Source organism: Paraburkholderia sp. BL17N1, from assembly GCF_003634175.1.
Lineage (GTDB): Bacteria > Pseudomonadota > Gammaproteobacteria > Burkholderiales > Burkholderiaceae > Paraburkholderia.
On sequence record NZ_RBIW01000001.1, the window covers coordinates 249,117 to 273,653 of the forward strand.

General features: G+C 63.5%; 21 protein-coding genes. 12 read left to right on the forward strand and 9 right to left on the reverse strand.

Annotated elements, in window-relative coordinates; all coding sequences use genetic code 11:
• Positions 1–175: 175 nt before the first annotated feature.
• A complete protein-coding gene (locus tag B0G82_RS01165) occupies positions 176–754 on the forward strand; it encodes a hypothetical protein (protein ID WP_106280051.1) in 579 nt (192 codons plus the stop codon).
• A complete protein-coding gene (locus B0G82_RS01170; RefSeq protein ID WP_241974430.1) occupies positions 751–1,320 on the forward strand; it encodes a hypothetical protein in 570 nt (189 codons plus the stop codon). Before B0G82_RS01165 ends, B0G82_RS01170 begins: the two co-directional genes overlap by 4 nt.
• A gap of 99 nt (positions 1,321–1,419) precedes the next feature.
• Here the strand turns inward: B0G82_RS01170 and B0G82_RS01175 are convergent, their stop codons facing one another.
• Positions 1,420–2,766 carry a nitrate/sulfonate/bicarbonate ABC transporter ATP-binding protein gene (locus B0G82_RS01175; RefSeq protein WP_106280048.1) on the reverse strand — a complete coding sequence of 449 codons (1,347 nt, stop codon included), beginning with the start codon at positions 2,764–2,766 and terminating at the stop codon, positions 1,420–1,422.
• 20 nt (positions 2,767–2,786) lie between these two features.
• The gene (locus tag B0G82_RS01180) at positions 2,787–4,538 is read right to left on the reverse strand and encodes an ABC transporter permease subunit (RefSeq protein WP_121306410.1); all 1,752 of its coding nucleotides are present in this window, start codon (positions 4,536–4,538) and stop codon (positions 2,787–2,789) included.
• 709 nt (positions 4,539–5,247) lie between these two features.
• Between B0G82_RS01180 and B0G82_RS01185 the strand changes: the two genes are divergently transcribed.
• Positions 5,248–6,939 carry a sensor domain-containing diguanylate cyclase gene (locus B0G82_RS01185; protein WP_121306411.1) on the forward strand — a complete coding sequence of 564 codons (1,692 nt, stop codon included), beginning with the start codon at positions 5,248–5,250 and terminating at the stop codon, positions 6,937–6,939.
• Positions 6,940–7,084: 145 nt separating this feature from the next.
• On the forward strand, positions 7,085–7,351 hold the full coding sequence (locus B0G82_RS01190) for a hypothetical protein (protein ID WP_074763386.1): 267 nt from the start codon (positions 7,085–7,087) through the stop codon (positions 7,349–7,351).
• 86 nt (positions 7,352–7,437) lie between these two features.
• Here the strand turns inward: B0G82_RS01190 and B0G82_RS01195 are convergent, their stop codons facing one another.
• Positions 7,438–8,757 (reverse strand): ATP-binding protein, encoded by a 1,320-nt coding sequence (locus B0G82_RS01195; protein ID WP_121306412.1) that lies wholly within the window; start codon positions 8,755–8,757, stop codon positions 7,438–7,440.
• Positions 8,741–9,466 carry a response regulator gene (locus B0G82_RS01200; RefSeq protein ID WP_106280040.1) on the reverse strand — a complete coding sequence of 242 codons (726 nt, stop codon included), beginning with the start codon at positions 9,464–9,466 and terminating at the stop codon, positions 8,741–8,743. The genes B0G82_RS01195 and B0G82_RS01200 overlap by 17 nt, the downstream gene beginning before the upstream one ends.
• 220 nt (positions 9,467–9,686) lie before the next feature.
• On the opposite strand from B0G82_RS01200, the gene B0G82_RS01205 reads away from it, so the two are divergent.
• Positions 9,687–10,217 carry a periplasmic heavy metal sensor gene (locus B0G82_RS01205; protein ID WP_121306413.1) on the forward strand — a complete coding sequence of 177 codons (531 nt, stop codon included), beginning with the start codon at positions 9,687–9,689 and terminating at the stop codon, positions 10,215–10,217.
• 208 nt (positions 10,218–10,425) lie between these two features.
• Here the strand turns inward: B0G82_RS01205 and B0G82_RS01210 are convergent, their stop codons facing one another.
• Positions 10,426–11,136, reverse strand: coding sequence for a pirin family protein (locus tag B0G82_RS01210; protein ID WP_121306414.1), 711 nt, complete (start codon positions 11,134–11,136; stop codon positions 10,426–10,428).
• A 698-nt stretch (positions 11,137–11,834) separates the two neighbouring features.
• Between B0G82_RS01210 and hisQ the strand changes: the two genes are divergently transcribed.
• The 4 genes from hisQ (at position 11,835) to B0G82_RS01230 (ending at position 15,813) form a co-directional block, all read left to right on the forward strand.
• Complete coding sequence (hisQ, locus tag B0G82_RS01215) at positions 11,835–12,524, forward strand: histidine ABC transporter permease HisQ (RefSeq protein WP_106280035.1); 690 nt, start codon at positions 11,835–11,837, stop codon at positions 12,522–12,524.
• Positions 12,521–13,234 carry an ABC transporter permease gene (locus B0G82_RS01220; protein ID WP_106280033.1) on the forward strand — a complete coding sequence of 238 codons (714 nt, stop codon included), beginning with the start codon at positions 12,521–12,523 and terminating at the stop codon, positions 13,232–13,234. The genes hisQ and B0G82_RS01220 overlap by 4 nt, the downstream gene beginning before the upstream one ends.
• A 46-nt stretch (positions 13,235–13,280) precedes the next feature.
• Positions 13,281–14,060 (forward strand): ATP-binding cassette domain-containing protein, encoded by a 780-nt coding sequence (locus tag B0G82_RS01225; RefSeq protein ID WP_106280031.1) that lies wholly within the window; start codon positions 13,281–13,283, stop codon positions 14,058–14,060.
• 601 nt (positions 14,061–14,661) lie between these two features.
• Positions 14,662–15,813, forward strand: coding sequence for a porin (locus B0G82_RS01230; protein WP_106280029.1), 1,152 nt, complete (start codon positions 14,662–14,664; stop codon positions 15,811–15,813).
• A 258-nt stretch (positions 15,814–16,071) separates the two neighbouring features.
• Here B0G82_RS01230 and glnK read toward each other — a convergent pair whose 3' ends face one another.
• The gene (gene glnK, locus B0G82_RS01235) at positions 16,072–16,410 is read right to left on the reverse strand and encodes a P-II family nitrogen regulator (protein ID WP_006048444.1); all 339 of its coding nucleotides are present in this window, start codon (positions 16,408–16,410) and stop codon (positions 16,072–16,074) included.
• 126 nt (positions 16,411–16,536) lie between these two features.
• Positions 16,537–18,237, reverse strand: coding sequence for an NAD+ synthase (locus B0G82_RS01240; protein WP_121306415.1), 1,701 nt, complete (start codon positions 18,235–18,237; stop codon positions 16,537–16,539).
• Between the two features lie 144 nt (positions 18,238–18,381).
• Here B0G82_RS01240 and B0G82_RS01245 point away from each other — a divergent pair, with 144 nt between their 5' ends.
• Both B0G82_RS01245 and B0G82_RS01250 read left to right on the forward strand, forming a co-directional pair.
• A complete protein-coding gene (locus tag B0G82_RS01245) occupies positions 18,382–19,551 on the forward strand; it encodes a GNAT family N-acetyltransferase (RefSeq protein WP_121306416.1) in 1,170 nt (389 codons plus the stop codon).
• Positions 19,552–19,560: 9 nt separating this feature from the next.
• Entirely contained in the window at positions 19,561–19,890 is a 330-nt protein-coding gene (locus B0G82_RS01250; protein ID WP_121306417.1) for a GIY-YIG nuclease family protein, read from the forward strand.
• A 41-nt stretch (positions 19,891–19,931) separates the two neighbouring features.
• Here the strand turns inward: B0G82_RS01250 and B0G82_RS01255 are convergent, their stop codons facing one another.
• Both B0G82_RS01255 and ppa read right to left on the reverse strand, forming a co-directional pair.
• Positions 19,932–22,031, reverse strand: a complete 2,100-nt coding sequence (locus tag B0G82_RS01255; RefSeq protein WP_121306418.1) for an FUSC family protein — start codon at positions 22,029–22,031, stop codon at positions 19,932–19,934.
• Positions 22,032–22,304: 273 nt separating this feature from the next.
• The gene (gene ppa, locus B0G82_RS01260; RefSeq protein WP_106280020.1) at positions 22,305–22,832 is read right to left on the reverse strand and encodes an inorganic diphosphatase; all 528 of its coding nucleotides are present in this window, start codon (positions 22,830–22,832) and stop codon (positions 22,305–22,307) included.
• 253 nt (positions 22,833–23,085) lie between these two features.
• Here ppa and B0G82_RS01265 point away from each other — a divergent pair, with 253 nt between their 5' ends.
• Entirely contained in the window at positions 23,086–24,525 is a 1,440-nt protein-coding gene (locus tag B0G82_RS01265; RefSeq protein WP_121306419.1) for an aldehyde dehydrogenase family protein, read from the forward strand.
• The last annotated feature ends 12 nt before the right edge of the window (positions 24,526–24,537 follow it).

Here is a 24,537-nt window from a genome sequence, read left to right on the forward strand (position 1 = left end):
AACCCCTTTGTCTCGCACCATCTTTTGCAATTGCTTGCATTTTCCCTCTGCCAATTACAAATAGCATCCTGCAAAATGCGGCACACGCATTGCTAGGTGGGGAACGCGTGTTGCTCGTTCGCGTAACGGTTGTCGAGCGCGGATGAAAGGCACTTGCAGGAGCAGAGACAGGGAAATGCAAAAAAGTATGGTGTGGGCCGAATGGGCAAAAAGAACAGCCGGGCGCGGACGTCCCAATGCAACGGCGCTCGTCGCTCTAGCTGTGGTGATCTCGTCGGCGCTGAGCGGCTGTAGCTCGCTCTATTCGGAAGGCGCGACCGCCGGCGCCGGTATCGCAGGCGCCGCGCTCGCGGCGAAAGTCACCAGCAACGCGGCCGTCGCGACCGGCATCGGTCTCGGCGCAGTGGCCGCGGCGCGTGCGGGTGTCCAGTACTCGGAACGCGTGGTTCACAAGAATACCCAGGACGGCATCGCCAAAATCGCCGGGCCGCTCGACGTCGGCGCAATCGCCCCGTGGAGTGTGACCCACTCGATGCCGATCGAAGACGACGAGCACGGCCGCGTTACTGTCAGCCGCACGATCAGCGCGGGCGCGCTCGACTGCAAGGAAATCGTCTTCTCGGTCGATCAGACGGCCACCAAGAACGTGCCGGCAAGCAGCGCGTTTTACGTAGCTTCGATTTGCCGCGACGGCGACAACTGGAAATGGGCGTCGGCCGAACCCGCTACCGAACGTTGGGGCGCGTTGCAATGACGGCGCGTTCGCAAACGGCTGCCTTCACAGCGCGCCGCCCTCGCCTCGCCGCCTGGTCCGGCAGCCGGCTGCGGCTGGTGCTGGCCGGCGCGCTGTGCGTCGGCGCAAGTGTGCTGACGAGCGGCTGCTCGTCGGTCGGCGCGGCGAGCGGCGCGGCAGCGGGCGTCGCGTCCGGGCTGGTGACATCCAATCCGGCCATTGCCATCGGTGTCGGCATTGCCGTGCAGGCTGCAACCGACGAGGCCGTCGGCCACTACATGCGCGTCATGCACACCGATCAGCAGAACATGATCGCCGCGTTGGCGGGCGCCATGCCGGTCGGCGAGACACGGCCGTGGGCGGTCAAGCACACGTTGCCGATCGAGAATGGCCACGGCCAGGTGCGCGTGACGCGCGCGTTCGGCTCGGCCCTCGCGCTCTGCAAGGAATTCGTCTTCTCGGTACAGGACGGCGACGGACCGACCGCGCATGAGGACTGGTATACGGCGAGCGCGTGTCAGCAGGAAAAGGGCTGGAAGTGGGCGTCCGCGGAACCGGCCGTCACGCGCTGGGGCAGTCTGCAATAACGGCACCGCAATGAAAAAACGGCAGGGTCGCCCCTGCCGTTTTTGCTTCGAACCGGCCTCACGCGTCTTGATCCACTCAAACGCGCAACGCGGACGCGCTCAAGACTCCACGTCTTCCAGACTGAAGATTTCGGTCTGGTCGTTGTACGAGAAGATCTCGCCATAACGGCCCCAGTTGATGACCGCGTCGAGCGTCTCTTCCGCGGCGCTGTCCGACAGAAAATCCTCCAGCTCCTGCTCGAAGCGCACGCGCGGCGCGCGATGCCCCGGCCGTTCATTGAGCACCGTCTTGATTCGCGCGGCGAGGGGCACGTGACGCAGCAGATGTTCGGCGAACATCATCTTGCGTTCCTGAGTGCCGAACTCGGAGAACACGCGCGCCGGCGGCGTCAGGAAAATGTCGCCTTCGCGGATATCCGCGAAACCGAGATGCTGCAGCACTTCAGCGACCGGGAACAGATCGTCGACCTCGAGGTGCAGCGAGCGAGCGATTTCCGGCATGTCCGCGCGGCCGTGGTAAGGCGCGGCGGCCAGCGTCTCGATCAGACCGGCCATCAGGTTGGTCGACACATGCGGCAGCCAGCTGTGCAGCTCGAGCCCCTTCCGGGTCTTTTCGTCGGTCTGACGCGCGGTCATCTTCGCGTAGATGTCGTCCACCAGCTTGCGGAACGCCGGATCGAGACGGTTGCGCGGATGCTTGAACGGCACCTTGATCTCGGCGATCACGCGGCCCGGATTCGACGACAACACCAGAATGCGATCGCACATGAACACCGCTTCCTCGATGTTGTGCGTGACGATCAGCACGGCCTTGATCGGCATGCGGCCTTGCGTCCACAGATCGAGCAGGTCGGTACGCAGCGTTTCGGCGGTCAGCACGTCGAGCGCGGAAAACGGCTCGTCCATCAGCAGCAGCGTGGGATCGACCACCAGCGCGCGGGCAAATCCGACGCGCTGGCGCATACCGCCCGACAGCTCGCGCGGATAGGCGTTTTCGAAACCGTCCAGACCGATCAGGTCGATCGCCGCCAGCGCGCGCGTACGCCGTTCGCTCGCGCCGACGCCTTGCGCTTCGAGACCCGCTTCCACGTTTTGCAGCACGGTCAGCCAGGGGAACAGCGCGAACGTCTGGAACACCATCGCGACACCCTTGGCGGGGCCGTCGAGCGGCTTGCCCATATAGGTGACTTCGCCGTCGGTCGGCTCGATCAGACCGGCGATGATGCGCAACAGCGTCGACTTGCCCGAGCCCGAACGGCCCAGCAACCCCACGATCTCGCCTTCGCGCAGCGACAGGTTTGCGTCGTCGAGGACGAGCAGTTCGCCCTGCGACTTGTTGAACCCGCGGCACACGTCCTTGACGCGCAGGATCTCTTCGCCGAGGCGCGGCGGCTTCGGCGGAATCTGGATCGGCGCGGCGGTCATAGCAGCTTTAGGATTTTGCATCGCGTTTTGCCTTTATTTCTTCAATCGAGCCGGAGCTTGGCTTCGGCGTAGGCGTACATCGGACGCCACAGCAGGCGGTTGAACAGCGTCACGAACAGGGACATCACGGCGATACCCACGATGATCTTCGGATAATCGCCCGCGGCGGTGGACTGCGCGATATAGGCGCCGAGTCCGTGGGCGGCCACCTTGGTGTCGCCCCACTGCACGAATTCCGCGACGATGCTCGCATTCCACGCGCCGCCCGACGCAGTGATCGCGCCCGTGACGTAGTACGGGAAAATGCCCGGCAGAATCGCCTGGCGCCACCACTGCCAGCCGCGAATGTGGAAATTCTTGGCCGCCTCGCGATAGTCGTTCGGATACGAGGTCGCGCCGGCAATCACGTTGAACAGGATATACCACTGCGTGCCGAGCACGATCAGCGGCGACAGCCAGATGTCCGGGTTCAGATGGAAGCGCACGATCGCGATCACGAACACCGGGAATAGCAGATTGGCCGGGAACGCGGCGAGGAACTGCGCGAGCGGCTGGATCTTCTCGGCAAGCGCCGGGCGCAAGCCGATCAGCACACCCACCGGCACCCAGATCACGGAGGCGATCGCGATCAGCACCACCACCCGCAGCAGCGTGATCAGTCCGAGCACGAACACGTGCCACACTTCGTCCAGCGACACGCCGGTGCGCACATAGACCACGACGCGATACACCACGTAGACGGTCGTGAGCAGCACCAGCGCTGCCCACACGATATCGCCGACGCGCGAACTCTTCTGCATCTGCGGAATCTGGAAGCGCGGCCCCTGGAACGCCGGCAGCCGGAACGGCACGCGCGCGGCCTTGGCGAACATCCAGCCGAGCGGCACCAGCAAGCGGTGGATCAGACGGGTGCGGCGAATCAGATCGAGCAGCCACGATTCCGGCGCGTCGCCCGAACTGGTGTTTTCCATGCGGAACTTGTCGGCCCACGCGACGAGCGGGCGGAACAGGAACTGGTCGTAGGCGAGAATCACGACCGTCATGGCGAGGATCACCCAGCCGATCGCGTGCAGGTTCTTGTCCGAGATCGCCTGCGCGAGATAGGCGCCGATACCCGGCAGGATGATCGTTCTGTTGCCGACCGTGATCGCCTCCGAGGCGACCACGAAGAACCAGCCACCCGACATCGACATCATCATGTTCCAGATGAGGCCCGGCATCGAGAACGGGACTTCCAGCTTCCAGAAGCGCTGCCATGAAGTCAGGTGAAAGCCGCGCGAGACTTCGTCCAGATCGCGCGGCACCGTGCGCAGCGACTGATAGAAGCTGAACGTCATGTTCCACGCCTGGCTCGTGAAGATGGCGAAGATCGCCGCGAGTTCGGCGCCGAGCACCCGGCCTGGAAACAGCGCCAGGAAGAAGGTGACCGTAAACGAAATGTAGCCCAGCACCGGCACCGACTGCAGGATGTCGAGAATCGGCACCAGCACCAGGCCGGCGCGGCGGCTCTTGGCGGCCAGCGTGCCATACACCAGCGTGAAGATCAGCGAGGCGACCATGGCCGCGAGCATGCGCAGCGTGGTGCGCATCGCATATTCAGGCAGGTTCGCCGGATCGAGCGAGATGGCTTGGGTCTTGAGCGTCGACATGGGCGCCAAGGTCTCGTGAAAGCCGATCGCCGCCATGGCGATCACACAGATGATCAGCGGGAAGGCGACGAAGTCCCAGCGATTGGGCAGCACCCGCCATGCCGATGCATTGGCGGTGCGCTTCAGATTGAAGCTGAAGTCCATCAGAAACCCTCCCCGCCGAACCAGGCGTTCAAGCACGGCAAGGAGGCCGCGGCTTCGGCGCGGCGATCTGAAGGTCGGTCCGGAAAGCGGAAATCAGGCATGGCAAAACGCGTATGCGCGGTAAATCGTTAGCGTTGGAGACACGTGAACCGGTGACGAATGCGTCGTGGACGAACCGCCCAGGACCTCAACCGTCAAGCCAGACTCCTGTCGCCGCAGGCGCCGCCCGTAAGGGCTGGCGAGCTTTCCTTGTTTTGGACGGCACGACACTACACTATCCTATGTTTCAGGCACAACCTTTCGCGGCAAATAGCGATAAATAGCGGAGAACCTGCTTTCACCGCCCTTTAGGTCAGCATGCGCCGACCCTGCTGCCGATCTTTTATCGTGGCGCACCGGCCACATCGTCGACCGTCGCGGGGCTGCCTCGATGGCCTGAAACTCACCGGACAAACCCGAACAACCGTCAAGAATCCGGCCGGGCTGCCGTTAAGAACCCGATGGACGCGGTGGTCGCACTTCGCATTCCCGCAATAACGGTGGCGTCTGGCCCCATGACGGTTAAAATCAGAAGACGACGCCTGTTATCGGTTTATCCCGGGCCACAGCGACGGCGTATTGCCGACCGCTTCCACAGCGGTGAAACCGCGCGAGCGCGCTGCCACGAATGAGCTAGTTGCATGCCACAGCCAGACGGATCAGAGGGTCGATGAACAGGACAACCTTGCGCCAGGCAGCCGGACCGGTCAGCTTCATGCTGATCGTCCTGGTTTGCTGGTTCGTGGCCGGCATGGTTGCGGACCGGATGGTACAGCAAGAGCTGGACGCAGCCCTGCGTGCGCAGCGGCAGATGTCCACCTCGGTCGTGGACAACATGGCGGAGGTGATCGCCAGCGACCTTGCGATGTCTCGCGCCATCCCTGCCACCATGGCCGAAATGGACGTGGTCCAGCGCGCTCTGGTGCAATCCCAGAATTATGCCGTGAAGAGTGGAGTGACGGAACCCGTCCTGCGCGCCGCCTTGCTCAAAGACGCGCAGATGAGCGCCGTGAGCAACTTCCTGCACGACGCGCAAGGCTTCTCCGGGCTCGACCAGATCTGGCTCGTCAACGCCAACGGCGTCTGCGTCGCCTCGAGCAACTCCATCGACAATCCGCTCGCGGCCGAGCGCTCTTTCGTCGGCACCGACATGCGGGTGCGCGGCTATCTGACGAGCGCGCTGCTCGGCGCGTTCTCCGAAGCCTATGGCGTCGGCCGCTCGAGCGGCGAGCCCGGCATCTTCATTGCCGCGCCCGCATACGCGGACGGCCTGCTGGTCGGCGTAGTCGTCGCGAAGGTCGGCATCGCGCGGCTGCGCCACTGGGTCGCGCACGCCGGCACCTTCGTCGCCGACGACAACGGCGTCATCATCATGGCGCACAACAGCGAGCTCGAAGGCCGCGCACTGCCGAACTCGCGCGTCACGCACATGACGCCGGCCGAGCGCAAGATCACTTATTTGCGCGACACGATTCCCGACATCCAGATCAGCGTGGACTCGCAAGTACGCGAACAGGCGCCGTGGGTGCCGTCCGCCGTGGCCGGGCAACTATTCGGCATGCCCGAGCGACCCATGCCGTCGCTCTATCAGACGCGCGGCGGCCTGAACTCGGGACTGTCGGCGCATCTGGTCGATCCGCTCGTGGCCTGGCCGGAACTGCTGCGCAATCACAAGCGCGATCATTTGCTGGTATTTCTGACGCTAGCCGGCACGGTCGCGCTGGCGTGGGTGATCACGGTGTCGTATGTGCGCGAGCGGCGCCACCATCGCGCCACGCGCGATCTCGCTGAACAATTGCAATCCGCCAACACGCTGCTGTCGGCCGAGGCGCGCCACGACGCGCTGACCGGCGCGCTGTCGCGGCGCTACTTTCTCGACCTGCTGCGCCACGAGATCGAACGCGCGCATGCGGGCAACGAACCGTTGTGCATGGCGATCGCCGACCTCGACCACTTCAAGCAGATCAACGACCGCTTCGGCCATGCCGCCGGCGACCGCGCGCTCGAACATTTCGTCGATACCTGCCGCGCCGAACTGCGCGGCGCCGACGCGATCGGCCGCCTGGGCGGCGAGGAGTTCGGTCTGCTGCTGCCGGCCACGGACCTGGCCGGCGGCCACGAAGTCGTCGAACGCTTGCGGCTGCGCCTGAAAGCGATACCTTCGCCGAAGTTGCCGCCTTCGGTGGGCTTGAGCGTGAGCATCGGCATTACCGAACTCTCGCCCGACGATCTGCCCGAGCGGATCATGAGCCGCGCCGACATGGCGCTTTACGCGGCGAAATCGGGCGGCCGCGACCGCACCGAGGCCTTGCCGCCCGACGACACCGCGCCGCCTACCCGCACAATGGCCAACGTCTGGTGATGCGTCCGGCAGAAGCCGGACACCGGCTGCTCAATCAGTCCGCTATCTGACGCAAGGCAAGACGCGACCTCGGGCATCTCCGACGAAGCAGGTATCATCAACCCTGATATCGAGGTTGCCGCTACCGCTTTAACGGGAGATTCGCATGAAGGGAAATTTGGTCATCGTCTGCCGCGATCAGGATGCTGACGCGTTCGACCATCTGCTGGCTGAATACGGCGCGTTCCAGACGCGCCTGTCGTCCACCGCGTGGTATCTGAAACTGGCCGTCGCGCCGGAACTGATTCAGGAGGAAATCCTGGCACGTCTCGGCAAATACACCACCCACTATATTTTCGAAGCGGAAACGGTCACGTGGAATACGGTGGATAGCGACGCGGCGAATGCGCTGAATACGTTGTTTTCGGATTAGCACGCCGGTTTCCGGCGGCGCCTTTTGGATATTGCGCCCGGATCTCAAGACGCGGCACGGACTGCCGAGCCCGCGCCGCGCACCGATTAACCCCAGGCATTCTCCGAAGTTGCCGCGGCCCGCGGCAACACTTCGAGCGGAAAGCTCATCAAGACTCGCAACCCACGACCGCCGTGGTTGCCGATCTCCCACTCGCCACCGGCACGCCGCACCAGCCGTTCGACAATGGCAAGCCCGAGGCCGCTATGGCCGTTGCCGCCGCGCGCCGGATCGAGCCGTACGAACGGCCGGCTCGCATTGATCAGATCCTGGGCCGCGATACCGCTGCCGTTGTCGCTCACCGACAAAGTAAAGCCTTCCGCGGTACGCGCCGTGGCGACGACGACCGGCGGCGCGCCGTATGCATGCGCGTTGTCGAGCAGATTCGACAGAATCCGGTCTAGTGTGGCGGCCGGCAGCAGGAACGCCGGCCCCGCGTTGAGTTCGGTCTGCACGTTGGGTGTACCGGAGGCCACCGCGCGATAACTGCGCACGATCCGCTCGCACTGCGCGTCCACTTCGACCGCCTCGCTGCGATCGGCGCCGTCGTGGGCGAACACCAGAAACTGCTCGACGATATGCGTCATGGAATCGACGTCGCGCACCACGCCGTCGCGCATCTTCGCTTCGTCCATCATTTCGGCGCGCAGCCGCAAACGCGCGAGCGGCGTTTTCAGATCGTGCGCCACGCCCGCCAGCATCACCGCGCGGTCGTTCTCCGTGCGCGCCACTTCCTGGACCATCTGATTAAAACCGTGCGTGAGTTGACGCAACTCGCGCGGCCCGCGCTCCGGCACCGGCGGCACCGGCTGACCGCGGCCGAAACGCGCCACCGCCTGGGCGAGCGAGCGCAATGGCTGCTGCAGCGCCCAGGCGGCGAACAGCGCCGCCATCACCGCGAACGAGAAAATGATGGCAAGCCACAGCACCGTGCGGTCGAGCGAGCGCGGCGTGCGCAACGGCTGCACCGGCACGACGATCCAGCTGCGGTCGGTGGGCGCGCGCACCCATAGCGTGGGCGGGCGGCCCGGCTGGCCGATGCGCACCTGCGTGCCAGACGGCATGCGATCGCGCACGTCTTCGACGAAACGTTCGAGCGGCGGCGGCATGTCCGCGACCTCCGCCGGCACTTCCGGGCTCGCCGGGTCGACCAGTTTGACGCGCGACGGCAAGGGCTGATCCGGCGTTCGGGCGACGTGCTGACGCACCGCGTCGACGAGGAAGGTGGCTTCCTCGACCGCGTAGCGTGTTTGCAGCTGACTGCGCTCGAGGCGCATGAGCGCGTACCACGCGAAATGCGACAGCAGCAGCACGGCGACGACCAGCAGCGCTAGCCGCCCGAACAGCGAATCAATGGGCCGGCGCATTCTGTTCGCCGTCGGGCACGAACACGTAGCCGCGGCCGCGCACCGTTTGAATGAAGCGCGGCGTGGACGGGTCGGTTTCGAGAATGCGGCGCAGACGCCAGACCTGCACGTCGATACCGCGGTCGGTGCCGTCGTATTCCGGACCGTGCAGCAGTTCGAGCAGGCGCTCGCGCGTGAGCGTGCGCATGGGGTGATTGACGAAAATCTTCAGCAGCGCGAATTCGCTGCCCGACAACGTGAGCGGCTTGTCTTCCAGATGCAGCGTGCGCGACTGGAAGTCGAGCTTGAAACGGCCGAAGTTGAACGGCTCGCGCTGTTCCGGCGCCGCCGCCGACGGCAGCGTGCGGCGCCGGCGCAGCACGGCCTGCACGCGCGCCAGCAGCTCGCGCGGATTGAACGGCTTGCCGAGGTAGTCGTCGGCGCCGAGTTCCAGCCCGACGATCCGGTCGACGTCGTCCGCCCGCGCCGTGAGCATGATCACGGGGATGTCGTCGCCCGACGCGCGCAGCTTGCGCAAAGCGGTGAGCCCGTCGACGCCCGGCATCATCAGGTCGAGCACGATCAAATCCGGACGCTCGCGTTCGAGCCGGCGCTCGAGCGAGCCCGCGTCGTGCAGCACCGAAACCTCGATGCCCTGGCGGGCCAGATAGTCGCGGAGCAGATCGCGCAATTCGACGTCGTCGTCGACAACAAGTATTTGAGTAGCCATGGGATGAAGTTTAACGCGCGGCAGGAAGGGTTTTGGATTTCAAACCGACCCCAAGGGTTACCGGGTGTTACTGTGAAAGCTGTGCGTAATCCCCCGTAACAGCCGCATCCTGCCACGTAACACAGCGACCTGCGCAGTTCTCTACGCTCTGTCTTACCGAATGCACGCCGTCCACTTTAACCGGTTGCATCGTCGGCTATTCCATTACAGGGAGTCTCACATGTCTACCAAAAAGATCTCGCGCGTTCTCGCCGTCGCCGCCACTGCTCTCGCCATCGGCGCGGGCGCTGCCTATGCCGCACAACCCACCGCCGACCATGGCGGCCCTGCCGGCTGGCACGGCCACTTCATGAAGGAACTGACGCAGCTCCACGATCAGCTGAAGCTGAACGCGGATCAGGAAAAGCAGTGGCAGGCCGCGCTCGACACCATGAAGCAGAACCACGAAGCCATGCGCGCCAACCATGAGCAGATCAAGAACCAGTTCAAGGCCGCGCAGCAGCAGCCGATCCTGGATCTGAACGCCATGGCCGCCACGCACCAGCAGGTCGAACAAAAGGATGCACAACTGCGTCAGCAAACATCGGATGCGTGGCTCAAGTTCTACAACGGCCTGAACGACCAGCAAAAGACCACCGTCAGCACGGCGCTCAAACAGCGCTTTGCGAAGATGGAGTCGCGTCATGAAAAGATGCGCGAGCACTGGGAGCAGCGCAAGGGTGCGGCTTCGGCGCCGGCGGCCAATCAGTAAGCGGCTCGGTGTGGATGCGCAGACGGCTCGCGCGGCCGTCGGCCGTCTGTGCTGCTGAATGCGAAAACGCCACGGAGGCTTGCCCTCCGTGGCGTTTCTTGACTACAGCGCGGCGCGGTGCGCGCGGACTACCGTGATGCATGCGTGAGGCGTGCTCGTTGCGCCTTCAACTATTCCTTCAGTGAAAGCCCCACGGGGGGATAACGGCTTAGCCGTTGAGCTGCCCCAGATCGAACAGCAGCACTTCAGCGTTCTCGCCCTTCTCCAGGGTAACCGTATCCGTGTCGCTGAGCTTGGCGGCGTCCCCTGCATGGAGCGCTTCGCCGTTCACCGTCAGCGCGCCGCGCGCCACGTGCACATACGCGAGGCGTCCTTTGGGCAGCGCGAACGTCGCCGTTTCTTCGCCATCGATCAGCGCCGCGTAAATCGACGCGTCCGCATGGATCGTCACCGAACCGTCGCGGCCGTCGGGCGAAGCGACCACGCGCAGGCGGCCGCGCTTGTCGGCGGCGTCGAAACGCTTTTCCTCGTAGCTCGGCTGGTCGCCCGCGCGCTGCGGAATCACCCAGATCTGCAGCAGATGCGCGGACTCGTCCTGCGACGCGTTGAACTCGCTGTGCTGCACGCCGGTCCCCGCGCTCATGCGCTGCACGTCGCCGGGACGGATTGTCGAGCCGTTGCCCATGCTGTCGCGGTGAGCCAGCGCGCCTTCGAGCACATAGGTGACGATTTCCATGTCGCGATGGCCGTGCGTGCCGAAGCCCTCGCCGCCGGCGATACGGTCTTCGTTGATGACCCGCAGCGGGCCGAAATGCACGTGCTGAGGATCGCGATAGTCGGCAAACGAGAAGCTGTGATACGAGTCGAGCCAGCCGTGGTTGGCGTGACCGCGTTCTTCGGAGCGGCGAATCTCGAACATGGAAGGACTCCTGGTGAGTAAACAGTGATGCCGGGAATGTATGGGCACGACCTCCACTAAACAATCCGCGCGGGTGCACCGGATCGTTTCATAAATCCGCGCAATCAGGCGTGGTGAACGAACGCGATAACGTCGCGCTCGCACAACGGCCGCGCACGCCAGTTTGCCGCCGACGGCGTCCCGGACTGGCGCCTCGTCCCTGTTCGGGTAAAATACCGCCCTTTTCGCGATCGCGTTGGCGCCGAACGAGCATCGGCGGGTCCGGCATGGCGGGCCGCGATGGGTCGGCGGCCGGTTTCAGACCCGCGTCGGACTGTCTCATTGCATCGAATGGACGCGTCGCGCTCCGAAGCCGCAAGCCCGGGGCGGCGCGACAATTTTGACCGCCTAGAATAGCGACGGCCAATTAAGTCCAGACGCTGAATCGAGGAAACACACGCAGCACGCACGAAACTCGGGGCTCGCCCGCATGGGCTTTCGCGAGGCTTCGTAATACAGTCGGCAGTAGATTTACCCGCAGTTTCACAACAAGAGTCGAAAAGCGCGCTGCAAGACCGGCAACGGTCATGCAGTCATGATTTGCACAGCGGTGCGCTGTGCGCCGCAGATCACAGCGAGCCCCAAGCTCGCGGCAAACGCGGCGCAGAGTTGGCCGCGTCTTTCGCGGTGTGTCGCAAACACATCGTCAAGGACCCCCTATGTTCCTTCAAGGCTACGGCCCGCTGCTCCTCAACGGCACCTGGCAGACCGTCAAACTGGCGGTGTTGTCGCTGGCGTTCGCTTTCGTGCTGGGCCTGCTCGGCGCGGCGGCGAAGCTGTCGAAAAACCGTTTCTCCTACGGCGTCGGCACGGTCTACACCACACTCGTGCGCGGCGTGCCCGACCTGGTGCTGATGCTGCTGCTGTTCTATAGCATCCAGATCTGGCTGAATAACCTGACCGACCTGCTTGGCTGGGACCAGATCGACATCGATCCTTTCGTAGCCGGCGTCGCGGTGCTCGGCTTCATCTACGGCGCGTACTTCACCGAGACCTTCCGCGGCGCGTTTCTCGCGGTGCCGCGCGGCCAGCTCGAAGCCGGCGCTGCATACGGCATGACCGGCTGGCAGGTGTTTTCCCGCGTGATGTTCCCGCAGATGATGCGCTTCGCGCTGCCCGGCATCGGCAACAACTGGCAGGTGATGGTCAAGGCCACCGCGCTGGTGTCGATCATCGGTCTCGCCGACGTGGTCAAGGCTTCGCAGGACGCGGGCAAGGGCACGTTGCGGTTCTTCTTCTTCACCCTGTTCGCGGGGGCGATCTATCTCGTCATCACCACAGTGTCCAACTTCGTGCTGATGTACCTCGAAAAGCGTTACTCGACCGGCGTGCGAAAGGCGGATCTATGATCGAGATCATTCAGGAATACTGGCGCAATTATCTGTACACCGACGGCTACCGCATCACCGGCGTCGCGATCACGCTGTGGCTGCTGGTGGTGTCGATCGGGCTCGGCTTCTGTCTGTCGATTCCGCTCGCGGTGGCCCGCGTGTCGAAGAAGAAGTGGCTCTCCACGCTGGTGTGGTTGTATACGTACATCTTCCGCGGCACGCCGTTGTATGTGCAACTACTGCTCTGCTACACCGGCTTGTACAGTCTCGAGATCATTCGCAATCACGAACTCACCAATGCGTTCTTCCGCGACGGCATGCATTGCACGCTGCTCGCTTTCACGCTGAACACCTGCGCATACACCACCGAGATTTTCGCCGGCGCGATCAAGGCGACGCCGTACGGCGAGATCGAAGCGGCGCGCGCATACGGCATGTCGTCGTTCACGCTGTACCGGCGCGTGATTCTGCCGTCGGCCCTGCGCCGCGCGCTGCCCTACTACAGCAATGAAGTGATCCTGATGCTGCACGCCACCACCGTCGCGTTTACCGCGACCGTGCCGGACATCCTCAAGATCGCGCGCGATGTGAACTCCGCGACGTATCAGTCGTTCAACGCGTTCGGCATTGCCGCCCTGCTCTATCTGTGCATTTCTTTCGCGCTCGTGTGGCTGTTCCGCCGCGCCGAGCGCCGCTGGCTCGCTTACCTGCGGCCGCAAGGCAAGTAACCCGAGGCACGGCGCCCTCAGCAAGTAAGCACGCCCAAGGATCCTGATGACCACCAAGAAGCAGAAGCTATTCGTCGACGAGCTTCACAAACAGTATGGCGACAACGAAGTGCTCAAGGGCGTGTCGCTCAAGGCCAACGCCGGCGACGTGATCAGCGTGATCGGCTCGTCCGGCTCGGGCAAGAGCACGATGCTTCGCTGTATTAACTTTCTCGAACAGCCGAACTCGGGACGCATCTTCGTCGACGGTGAAGAAGTGCGCACGCAGATCGGCAAGAACGGCGCGCTGCGCGTGTCGGACCCGAAGCAACTGCAGCGGGTGCGCACGAGGCTGTCGATGGTGTTCCAGCACTTCAACCTGTGGTCGCACATGAACGTGCTCGAAAACATCATCGAGGCGCCGGTCAACGTGCTGGGTCTGAAGCGCAAGGAAGCCGAAGACCGCGCACGCGAATATCTGGAAAAGGTCGGGCTCGCGCCACGTCTGGAGAAACAGTATCCGTCGCATCTGTCGGGCGGCCAGCAGCAGCGTGTGGCGATTGCCCGCGCGCTGGCCATGCATCCCGATGTGATGCTGTTCGACGAACCCACTTCCGCGCTCGACCCCGAGTTGGTCGGCGAAGTGCTCAAGGTCATGCAGACGCTCGCCGAAGAAGGCCGCACGATGATCGTCGTCACGCACGAAATGGCCTTCGCGCGCAACGTGTCGAATCACGTGATGTTTCTGCATCAAGGCCGGGTGGAAGAAGAAGGCCACCCGGACGAAGTATTCAGGAACACGAAGAGCGACCGGCTCAAGCAGTTCCTCTCCGGCAGCCTTAAATAGAGGCTCAAATAATGACTTAAACGCAGCCCGCTATTTGGGTTGTAGTCAAAGTAGTATTACAAGGCGCTTTCTAGCGCCTTTTTTGTTTCGCTCACCTGTGCATTCCGGCGATTTCCTCCGCCAAAACCGCTCTCCGCGAGCCGTCCACCCCCGCTGTTTCGCCCTACTCTGCCGCATTTCAAGCGTCAATAGTGGCAATCCTTAACCTTACCCTCGCCGATCCGTGATTCCCTTGTCACGTAAGGGTTTCCGCGTTTTTCGAAGCGCTTGCAGCAGGTCGTCGCGCACATTGTTATTGCAATTTGGAGACATCGATCAAGGCAGGTACTAATTTCTTCTCCCAGTTCAGGGTATTTTTGATAAATTAGTAACCAAAGTAGCAAAACAAAGTTCATTAAAAGTAGTTTCACTTCAAAGCACAGAGGAGAACCGGTCGGCGAGGGATCGGCATGGCGACCAGATAGCCCCAAGGCTACACGTCACGGCAGGAGACCCAATCCACCCGCTAATCTCCCTGGTACCGATTTCTGTTCGGCGCAATCGCGGCCGAGCACCATTCGCAGTACTGGGTTTCACTTTTTGACAGGGTATGGAGGAGAAGATGAAGAAAGCTTTGCTCGCCGCTGCGCTGATGACAGCCGGTGTTGTTGCGCACGCCCAAAGCAGCGTGACGCTGTACGGCCGCCTTGACGCCGGTATCGAATACATGACGGGCGTTCCGCAAGGCTCGAACGCAGCTGGCTCGGCAACGGGCAGCACGAACCGTTGGCGCGCGGAAAGCGGTGACTGGGGTACCAGCCTGTGGGGCTTGAAGGGCGTTGAGGACATCGGTGGTGGCAACAAGGTCCTGTTCCAGTTGGAAGGCTCCTTCAACACCATGACGGGTGCAGGCCCTGGCGGCGGCGGTCTCTTCAATCGTTGGGCAACTGTTGGCCTGTCGAACGACCAGTACGGTACGTTCACGATGGGCCGCATGCTGTACATCTCGAACGGCGTGTGGGACTTCGACCCGTTCGGTCAATCGAACTGGTCGTCGGCGTCGCTGGTGCGTGGCCGCAACTGGCCGCAATCGAGCAACAACTTCGCGTACCAGTCGCCGAAGATCGCGGGCTTTGACTTCTACGGTCAATACGCGCTGTCGAATGCAACGAGCTGGAACGGCAACGGCACGACCGCTCAAGGTCGCGAAGCTGGCGCGCAGATCACCTACACGAGCTCGCTGTTCCAGATTCGCGGTCTGTACGACGAAATCCGCAACCCGGCTAACGGCGTCCTGTACGGCCCGAACGCAAGCACGGTCAACCCGGGCAACATCGGCAACGGCGTATTCGCGGCATCGCGTGAATACTCGGCTCTCGTGAACGTGTTCCTCGGCCAGTTCAAGATTCAGGCGGCTTACCAAGCCGTCCGTTCGGCAGGTGCCCAGGGCGTTCTGCCGGGCCAGCCGACAACTCTGGATCACGAATGGGGCGGTGTGACGTGGCAAGCAACGCCGGCTGCGGCGCTGATTGCAGCGGTCTACCACGTGAACGGCAACAATGGCGCAGGCAACGCGACGATCTACACGGTCGGCGGCTCGTACAACCTGTCCAAGCGCACGCTGCTGGACATCCAGGTCGCAACGACGCAAAACAGCAAGACGGCTAACTACGGCCTGAATGCAAACAATGCAGGTACGTCGACCGCCACGGACAACCCGCTGCCGGGTCATAGCCAGACTGGCGTGTACGCAGGTATTCAACACTCGTTCTAATCGAACGGTGTTCCCCGAAGGGATTTCCTTCGGGGTGTAGTCAAGAGTTCTTCAAGAGAATCTTTTTCACGCTGCTGCGAGAGGCGCGTATCGGTGCGATGTCCGAAAGGGTATCGCACCGTTTTTTATTTGAGCGCGCGGTTTCGCCACTGCCTGAGCGCACCGGCGCGGTGCATTCATGGCTGATGTCGTACAGCGGACTACGGTTGGCACATTCCGCCGCTCGGTTCCTGCTTTAAGACAACAAACTCAGCTGCGTCAAACCGCTGCTTCGTTTTCTTCGCCGGTACGAATGCGGATCACGCGCTCCACGTCCGCGACGAAAATCTTGCCGTCGCCGATCTTGCCGGTGCGTGCCGCGCCGATGATCGCATCGATCACCTGGTCGCACTGGTTGTCCGCCACCACCACTTCGATCTTCACTTTCGGCAGAAAGTCGACCACGTACTCTGCACCACGATAGAGCTCGGTGTGGCCTTTCTGGCGGCCAAAGCCTTTGACCTCGGTCACGGTCAGCCCGGTGAGGCCGACTTCAGCGAGCGCCTCGCGCACTTCGTCGAGTTTGAACGGTTTGATGACTGCGGTGATGCGCTTCATGGCGAACCTCGTCTCGTGTCTGGAAGAGTGAAAAGGAAAGGGATGATTTTTATTCTACGCCGCGCCGGATGCATTGCGGCAATCCGGCGCGTGCTACGGGTAAGTCCGCAGAGGTTCGCTTAAAGCTCATTCCACCGGTTCGGTGTAGCGCGACGTGATCGGATAACGCCAGTCGCGCCCGAACGCGCGATGCGTGACGCGAATGCCGATCGGCGCCTGACGCCGCTTGTATTCGTTGATCTTGATGAGGCGCGTGACGCGTTTGACGTCGTCGACCGCATAGCCCGCCGCGACGATTTCGGCGAGCGAGCGGTCCTCTTCCATGTACATGCGCATGATCGCGTCGAGTACGTCGTATTCCGGCAAGCTGTCCTGATCGGTCTGGTTCTCGCGCAGTTCCGCCGACGGCGCGCGCGTCAGAATCCGCTCGGGAATGACGTCCTGCTTGTCGAAGGTGCTAGCCTGGTTGCGGTAGTGGCACAGCCGGTAAACGAGCGTTTTCGCAATGTCCTTGATGACCGCGAAGCCGCCGGCCATGTCGCCGTATAACGTGCAGTAGCCCACGGCCATTTCGCTCTTGTTGCCGGTGGTCAGCACGATCGAGCCGAACTTGTTCGACAGCGCCATCAGCAAGGTGCCGCGAATGCGCGCCTGAATGTTTTCTTCGGTGGCGTCTTCGGCGCGGCCGGCGAACTCTTCGGCGAGCGAGCTGCGGAACGCGTCGAACATCGGCGCGATCGCGATTTCGTCGTAGCGCACGCCGACGCGGCGCGCCATTTCGGCGGCGTCCGTGGTGGAAATGTCCGCCGTATAGCGCGACGGCATCATCACCGCGCGCACGCGGTCCGCGCCGAGCGCGTCGCATGCGACGGCCAGTACCAGCGCCGAATCCACGCCGCCCGACAGGCCGATCAGCGCGCCCGGGAAACCGTTCTTGTTGATGTAGTCGCGCACGCCCATCACGAGCGCGGCGTAAACCTGCGCTTCGATCGACTGCTCCGGCGCGATCGGCGCGCGCAGCGGCTTGCCGTCTTCGAATTCGACGATCGCGGTCGCTTCCTCGAACTGCGCCATCTTCGCGACCAGTTCGCCCTGCGCGTCGAGCACGAACGAGCCGCCGTCGAACACCAGTTCGTCCTGCGCGCCGACCATGTTCACGTAGACCATCGGCAGTCCGGTCTCGCGAATCCGCGCGCGCAGAATGTCGAAGCGCACCGCTTCCTTGTTCAGGTGATACGGCGAGCCGTTCGGAATCAGCACAACTTGCGCGCCCGCCGCCTTCGCCATTTGCGCAGCCGACGCATGCCACGCGTCCTCGCAGATCACCACGCCGTACTTCACGCCATCGAGTTCGAACACGAACGGCTGCGGATCCGACGCGAAGTAGCGTTTCTCGTCGAACACCTCGGTGTTCGGCAAATCCTGCTTGCGATACGTGCCGCGCACTTCTCCGTCGACGATCAGCGAGGCCGCGTTGAACGTATCGACCGGCGGCACGCCGCGCTCGATCGGCGCGTTTGCATTACCATGGCCGTGCGCCGCGTTATGCGTGATGTCGCGCAGCGGATGGCCGACGATCACATGCAGGCCGGCGAACGGCTTCAGTTGCGTGGCGAGGTCGGCCAGCGCCGCCGCGCTCGCCGCATAGAACGCGGGACGCAGCAGCAGATCTTCGGGCGGATAGCCGGACAGCGCGAGTTCAGGCGCGATCAGCAGCTTCGCACCATCGTTGTGCGCGGCACGCGCGGCAGCGACGATTTTCGCGACGTTGCCGGCGAAGTCGCCGACGGTGACATTGATTTGAGCAAGAGCGATTCGGGTCTTCATGGCAGGATCGACAGGCAAGCCGACGTGGCTTGCGAGTACCGCGGCTGGTTAGCTCGACGGAATGGACAAATCGGATAAACGAACGGCGTGGCGCCTGATCTACCACTAGCGCGCCGCGCCGCTCATTGGGAACAGTCACACAGATTGAACCAGGAACGCTTTGATTATCGCACGGGCATTCTGGCGTCGCCCTTCGAGGTGGACGCCGCGGAATGGAATGCCCTGCTCGCGCAGCAGTCGCAGCCCACGCCGTTTCTGCGGCATGAGTTTTTGAGCGCCTTGCATGCGACCCGTTGCGCGGTCGCCGATACCGGCTGGGCGCCGCAATTCGTCACGCTGACGGACCCGCGCACGGACAAGCTCGTGGCCGCCGCACCCGTGTATCTAAAGGGGCACTCATACGGCGAGTACGTGTTCGACTGGGCCTGGGCCGACGCCTACAAGCGCAACGGTTTGCCGTATTACCCGAAGCTGCTGTGCGCGGTGCCGTTCACGCCGGTGCAAGGCAACCGGCTGTTGTCGGCCGATACGCATGCGCTCAGGCACCTGGCCGCGACGCTGATGGCGTTCGCCGAGCAGGCCGACGTGTCGTCGCTGCACGTGCTGTTTCCCACCGAAACGGAAGCGACAGCGCTGACCGACATGGGCATGATGCAACGCGAAGGCGTGCAGTTTCATTGGCTGAATGACGGCTATCGCGACTTCGACGATTTCCTCTCCACGCTCGAACAGAAGAAGCGCAAGAACATACGCGCCGAGCGTCGTAAAGTGCACGAGGCCGGCGTGACGATGCGCCGGATTCGCGGCGAGGACATTCAGGACGCGGACTGGCGCTTCTTCAGCAAATGTTATCGGCAGACGTACCGCGAGCACTTTTCGAGTCCGTATCTGAACCTCGATTTCTTCCGCATGATCGGCGCGTCGATGCCGGAGAATCTGCTGCTCGTGATCGCCGAATACGAAGGCAAGCCGATCGCGAGTTCGCTGGTGGTGTATCAGCGCGACGCGAAAACCGGCGGCACGTTGTATGGCCGCTACTGGGGCGCGCTCGAACACGTGCCGTGCCTGCACTTCGAAACCGCGTATTACCAGCCGCTCGAATTCTGCATCGAGGAAAACCTCGGCGCGTTCGAAGGCGGCGCCCAGGGCGAGCACAAGATGGCCCGCGGCTTCCTGCCCACGGTCACGCGTTCGGCGCACTGGCTCGCGCATCCTGCTTTCGCCGACGCGGTCGGCCACTTTCTCGACAACGAAAAGAACAGCATCCACGCGTATGTGGACGAGCTGCGCGAACACAATCCGTTCAAAGGCTGAAGCGCATTCATGGCCTGGTTTCTTTATCTGCTCGAATGCTCGGACGGCAGCGTCTATACCGGCATCGCCGTCGACGTGCAGGCGCGCTTCGACAAACACGTGAGTGGCGAAGGCGCGCGTTATACGCGTTCGCGCAAGCCGGTGCAGGTGCTGGCGTCGTTCGAATTGACGGATCGGTCTGCTGCTTCGCGCGCGGAGTATTGGGTCAAGCGGCTGTCGCCCTCCGAGAAGCGGGCGCTTGCAGCCGGACTGCGCACGCTCGAATCGGTGATGCCTTTGCCGGAACCCGAGCCGGTTGTCGACGAAGAACAAGCTGAAGAAAAAACCGGCGCGTCCTGACGGCACTTCAGCTTCGTCCTTCTTCCTCGCGCCGCCGCGCGCTATCCCCTCGCCTCGCGCATCCGCTCATTGAGCAGCCGATGCATCAGCGCAAGCTCGCCCACCGCATCGGCTTCCAGTGAAGTGAGCCCTTCTCGCGCGGGGAGCCCAAGGCGCACCGGCCGCAAGGTGCGACTCAAGGCGGCGTCGATGTCCGCGCTCACGGTCGCGATCCACGCGCCGAGTTCATCGTGCATGTCGCGCCGGTTTGTACTCAGGCGCAGTTGCGTCGCGGTGCCGGCCATTCTTCGCAAGAGGCTCAACACGGTCAGCGTGACCGTGTCGACCATCGTGTCCTCGAGTTTTTCGAGGCGCATGCGCCCGATGGCTTCCTCTGCGTTATTGCTGCCCAGGCCCGCGGCACGTCGCAAGCGCTCCATCTCTTTCTCGCTGCGGCGAGGCGACTCCAGCGCGGCTCTCAGATAGGCGAGATTGGCGCGCACCGCCTCGCCCAGATACGCGCGATAGTCGATCTTTTCGCGCGTCGGCCAGAGATAGAACGTGGCCAGCAGCGCCAATACGCAACCGAGCACGTTGTTGCCGAGCCGCGTGAGCGCATACGCGAACTCGCTGGCGCCCGGCGTCGCGAAGTCGGCGACCAGCACGAAGGTCGGCGTGAGGAACAGCACGAAAAGGCTGTAGCTCACCGGACGCAGCGCCATGGTCGCCATCACCAGCGGAAACACCGCGAGCGAAATGCCGAGCGGCGAATGGATCGCGTAACCGATCGCCGCCGCCAGCACGCCGCCGACAATGCTGCCCGCCGCGCGCTCGATACTGCGCGGCCAGGTCGCGGCGATCGACGGTTGCAGGATCAGCAGCGTCGCCATGGTGGCCCAGTAGCCGAACGGCAGACCGAGCGCGCGGATCACGAGAAAGCCGGTGGTGGTCGTCACGCCGACACGGGCCGCATGCCGCAAGCCCACGGACTCGACGGACAGGTTGGCCTTGAAGGTGGACCAGATGCGCGTGAAAAGCCGCGCGGCGCTGTCGCGCCAGCCTTCGGGCTGCGCGTGCACCGGCGCGAAGTCGACCAGTTCGAAATCGGACTTGAGCGTCACCGGTTCCATCAAGGCGGTTTCGAGCCGCCGCGCAAAACGCCGCAAGCGCAGTTGCAAATCGGCGAGACGCGCCCACCGTGCATCGTTGGCGGCCGCGCCGATGCCGCGCAGCACGTCGCCCATGACCGTCAGCAGCCGGGCCGCGCGTTGCGCGCGCCATGCCTGGTCCGGGACTCGTTCACATGCGCCGGAGACGGCGATCAGATACGCGAACAACGCTTCGCTGTCGGTCAGCAAGCCGAGCAGCGTGTCGTAGGTTTCGCGGCCGCCCGTTCTCGACGCGGGTACGCGCGCCAGCACTTTGCGCGAGCGCTCCAGCGCGGCGCGCGCATCAGCGCGAAATTTCGCGGCGTGCGTGGCCCACTCGCCGCGTGCCGCGCGCCGTTCGAGCAGCCGCGCACTGTCCACCGCGAGATCGGCGAGACGCAGGTACACCGCGCGCAGCGACGAGCGGCTCGTGCCGAACGGATGGATGCGCCAGACCGTCAGACTGAGCGCCACGGCAAACAGACATCCGGCCAGATAGATGCCGAGAAACGCCATGCCTTGTCGAACGCCATGCATCGGCCGGTCGACCATCACGACGCATGCGGTGGCCGCGAGAATCGTCACCTGTGACGTGGCCGCGCCCCAGATCCTGCCGAACGCGCCGAGTGTCGTGAACACCAGCACCGCGAGCGCGGCGAACACGGCCCCCGCTCCGGAAGCGTAAGCCGTCAGGCCGCCGCACAGCGTGGACAGCACCGCGAAGCCCATCATCGAAGCAAAGCGGGCGCGGTTCGAGCCGCCCGCATCGGCGAGGCAGGTCCAGAACGCGCCGATTGCCGCCCACGCGAATAACGGTTCGTGCAGCACGTTGCCGAGCGCGAGCATGGCCGTGGACGCACAGGCCGCTCGCAAGCCTTCGGAGAGGCTGGCTTCGCTGGTCGAAAACGACACCATCCATACCGGCCGCTTGCGGTAGATCGCGCTGGCGACGGCATACAGCCAGTTCGACCAGCGTTGCGACGAAGACGACGGGTTGGACTTGCGATTCAGCATCCGAAAGATGGGCTCCAGGGAACACAAATTGACGTCGCGTCGGCGCAGCGTGAGGGCTGACGCCAGGCACGCGCATGCAGGCGGCCAATAATACGGGTTTACACGTAGATATAAAAATGGCTTCGGTTCATCCCGTCGATGCACTGCGTCTATGTGCCAGTAATTCAGGCCTACGCGGCGCGCGCCGGCCACGTGTTTCGACTAGCCATGAAAAAAACCGCGCGGCCTTTGCAGGCTCGCGCGGTTTTTTCTATTCACCAGGTGCGACGCAGCTTACTTCTTGTAGTTCGCGGCGCCTTCGGTGATTTCCTTGTGCGCGGCTTCGATGTCCGCCCAGCCCTCGACCTTCACCCACTTGCCCTTCTCGAGCGCCTTGTATTGCTCGAAGAAGTGCTTGATCTGGTCTTTCAGGTACGCCGGGACGTCCTCAATCGACTTCAGGTTGGCGGTCATCGGGCAGACCTTGTCGTGCGGGACGGCGACCAGCTTCGCGTCCACGCCGGATTCGTCGGTCATTTGCAGCATGCCGAGTGCGCGGGCACGCACCACCGAGCCGGCCAGCAGCGGGAACGGCGTGATCACCAGAACGTCGACCGGATCGCCGTCACCCGACAGCGTTTGCGGAATGTAGCCGTAGTTCGCCGGATAGCGCATGCCCGTGCTGATGAAACGATCGACGTGGAGCAGGCCCGTTTCCTTATCCGCCTCGTACTTCACCGGATCGCTTTGCGCCGGGATTTCGATGATGACGTTGAAATCTTGCGGAAGGTCTTTGCCTGCGGGGACGTTATTGAAGCTCATAAGCGCTCTCTGGTCGGGATGGAATTCGGAACACGGCGTGCGGCGCGCTCGCTCGAACGGGATGCAACGTGAAACTCGCCTCGAGCGGCGGCGCTGCGGCCGGACAGTGCGGAATACGCCATTATAGCCAATCGGCCGATGGCATCCCTCGTTGGATCGGGGCGATAATCGTCTGGCGTCTCTCGATTGTGCCTCTGGTTTGTGAACACCACGTCACCGCAGCGCGGTGCTCGTGACACCTCAAGGAGCATGCATGGAAGAAGCCCGGCATTTCATCGGCGGCGAATGGTCCGCCGCCTCAGGCGGCGAGACGATCGCCGTACTCGATCCCTCGGACGGCCAGCCCTTCACCCAACTCGCGCGCGGCACCGCGGCGGATATCGACGCCGCCGTGCACGCCGCGCGCCGCGCGTTCGAAGGCCCTTGGGGTCAAGCCAGCGCCGCCGAACGCGGCCGCATCCTGTACCGGCTGTCCATCCTGGTCGCCGCGCGCCAGGAAGAACTCGCTCAACTCGAAGCGCGCGACACCGGCAAGCCGCTCAAGCAGGCGCGCGCCGATTCGGCCGCCCTCGCCCGCTATTTCGAGTTTTACGCCGGCGCGGCGGACAAGCTGCACGGCGAAACGCTGCCCTACCAGGCCGGCTATACGGTGCTGACCATCCGTGAGCCGCACGGCGTGACCGGCCATATCGTGCCGTGGAATTACCCCATGCAGATTTTCGGGCGCAGCGTGGGCGCGGCGCTTGCCGCCGGCAACGCATGCGTCGTCAAACCGGCCGAGGATGCGTGCCTGACCGTGTTGCGCGTCGCCGAACTGGCTGCTGAAGCGGGTTTGCCGGCCGGCGCGCTGAATATAGTGACCGGCTTCGGCCATGAAGCGGGCGCGGCGCTCGCGCGTCATCCGGGCATCGATCACATTTCGTTCACCGGCTCGCCGGATACCGGCAAGCTCGTCACGCAAATGGCTGCTGAGAATCACGTGCCGGTCACGCTGGAACTCGGCGGCAAGTCGCCGCAAATCGTTTTCGCCGACGCGGACCTCGACGCGGCGCTGCCCGTGCTGGTGTCGGCGATCGTGCAAAACGCCGGGCAGACCTGCTCGGCGGGTAGCCGCGTGCTGATCGACAGGGCCATTTACGAACCCTTGCTCGACCGGCTAAGCGGCGCGTTTCACGCGTTGCGCGTCGGCCCTTCGCAGGCCGACCTCGACTGCGGGCCGCTGATCAACGCGAAACAGCAGCGGCGCGTGTGGGATTTCCTTTCGGATGCGCAACACGACGGCATCGCCATGGCGGCGCACGGCGAGGTGATTCCCGAAGCGCCGGAAAGCGGCTTCTATCAAGCGCCCACGCTGTTGCGCGACGTGCCCGCGAGCCACCGCCTTGCTCGCGACGAAGTGTTCGGACCGGTGCTGGCCGCCATGTCGTTCAGCGACGAAGACGAAGCGTTGAAGCTCGCCAACGGCACGCCGTTCGGTCTCGTCGCCGGCATCTGGACACGCGATGGCGCGCGGCAGATGCGGCTCGCCCGACGTTTGCGCTCCGGCCAGGTGTTCATCAACAACTATGGCGCGGGCGGCGGCGTCGAACTGCCGTTCGGCGGCGTCAAGCATTCCGGGCACGGACGCGAAAAGGGCTTCGAGGCGCTGTACGGCTTCACAGTGCTCAAGACCATCGCAATCAAGCACGGTTAGTCAGGCACACGC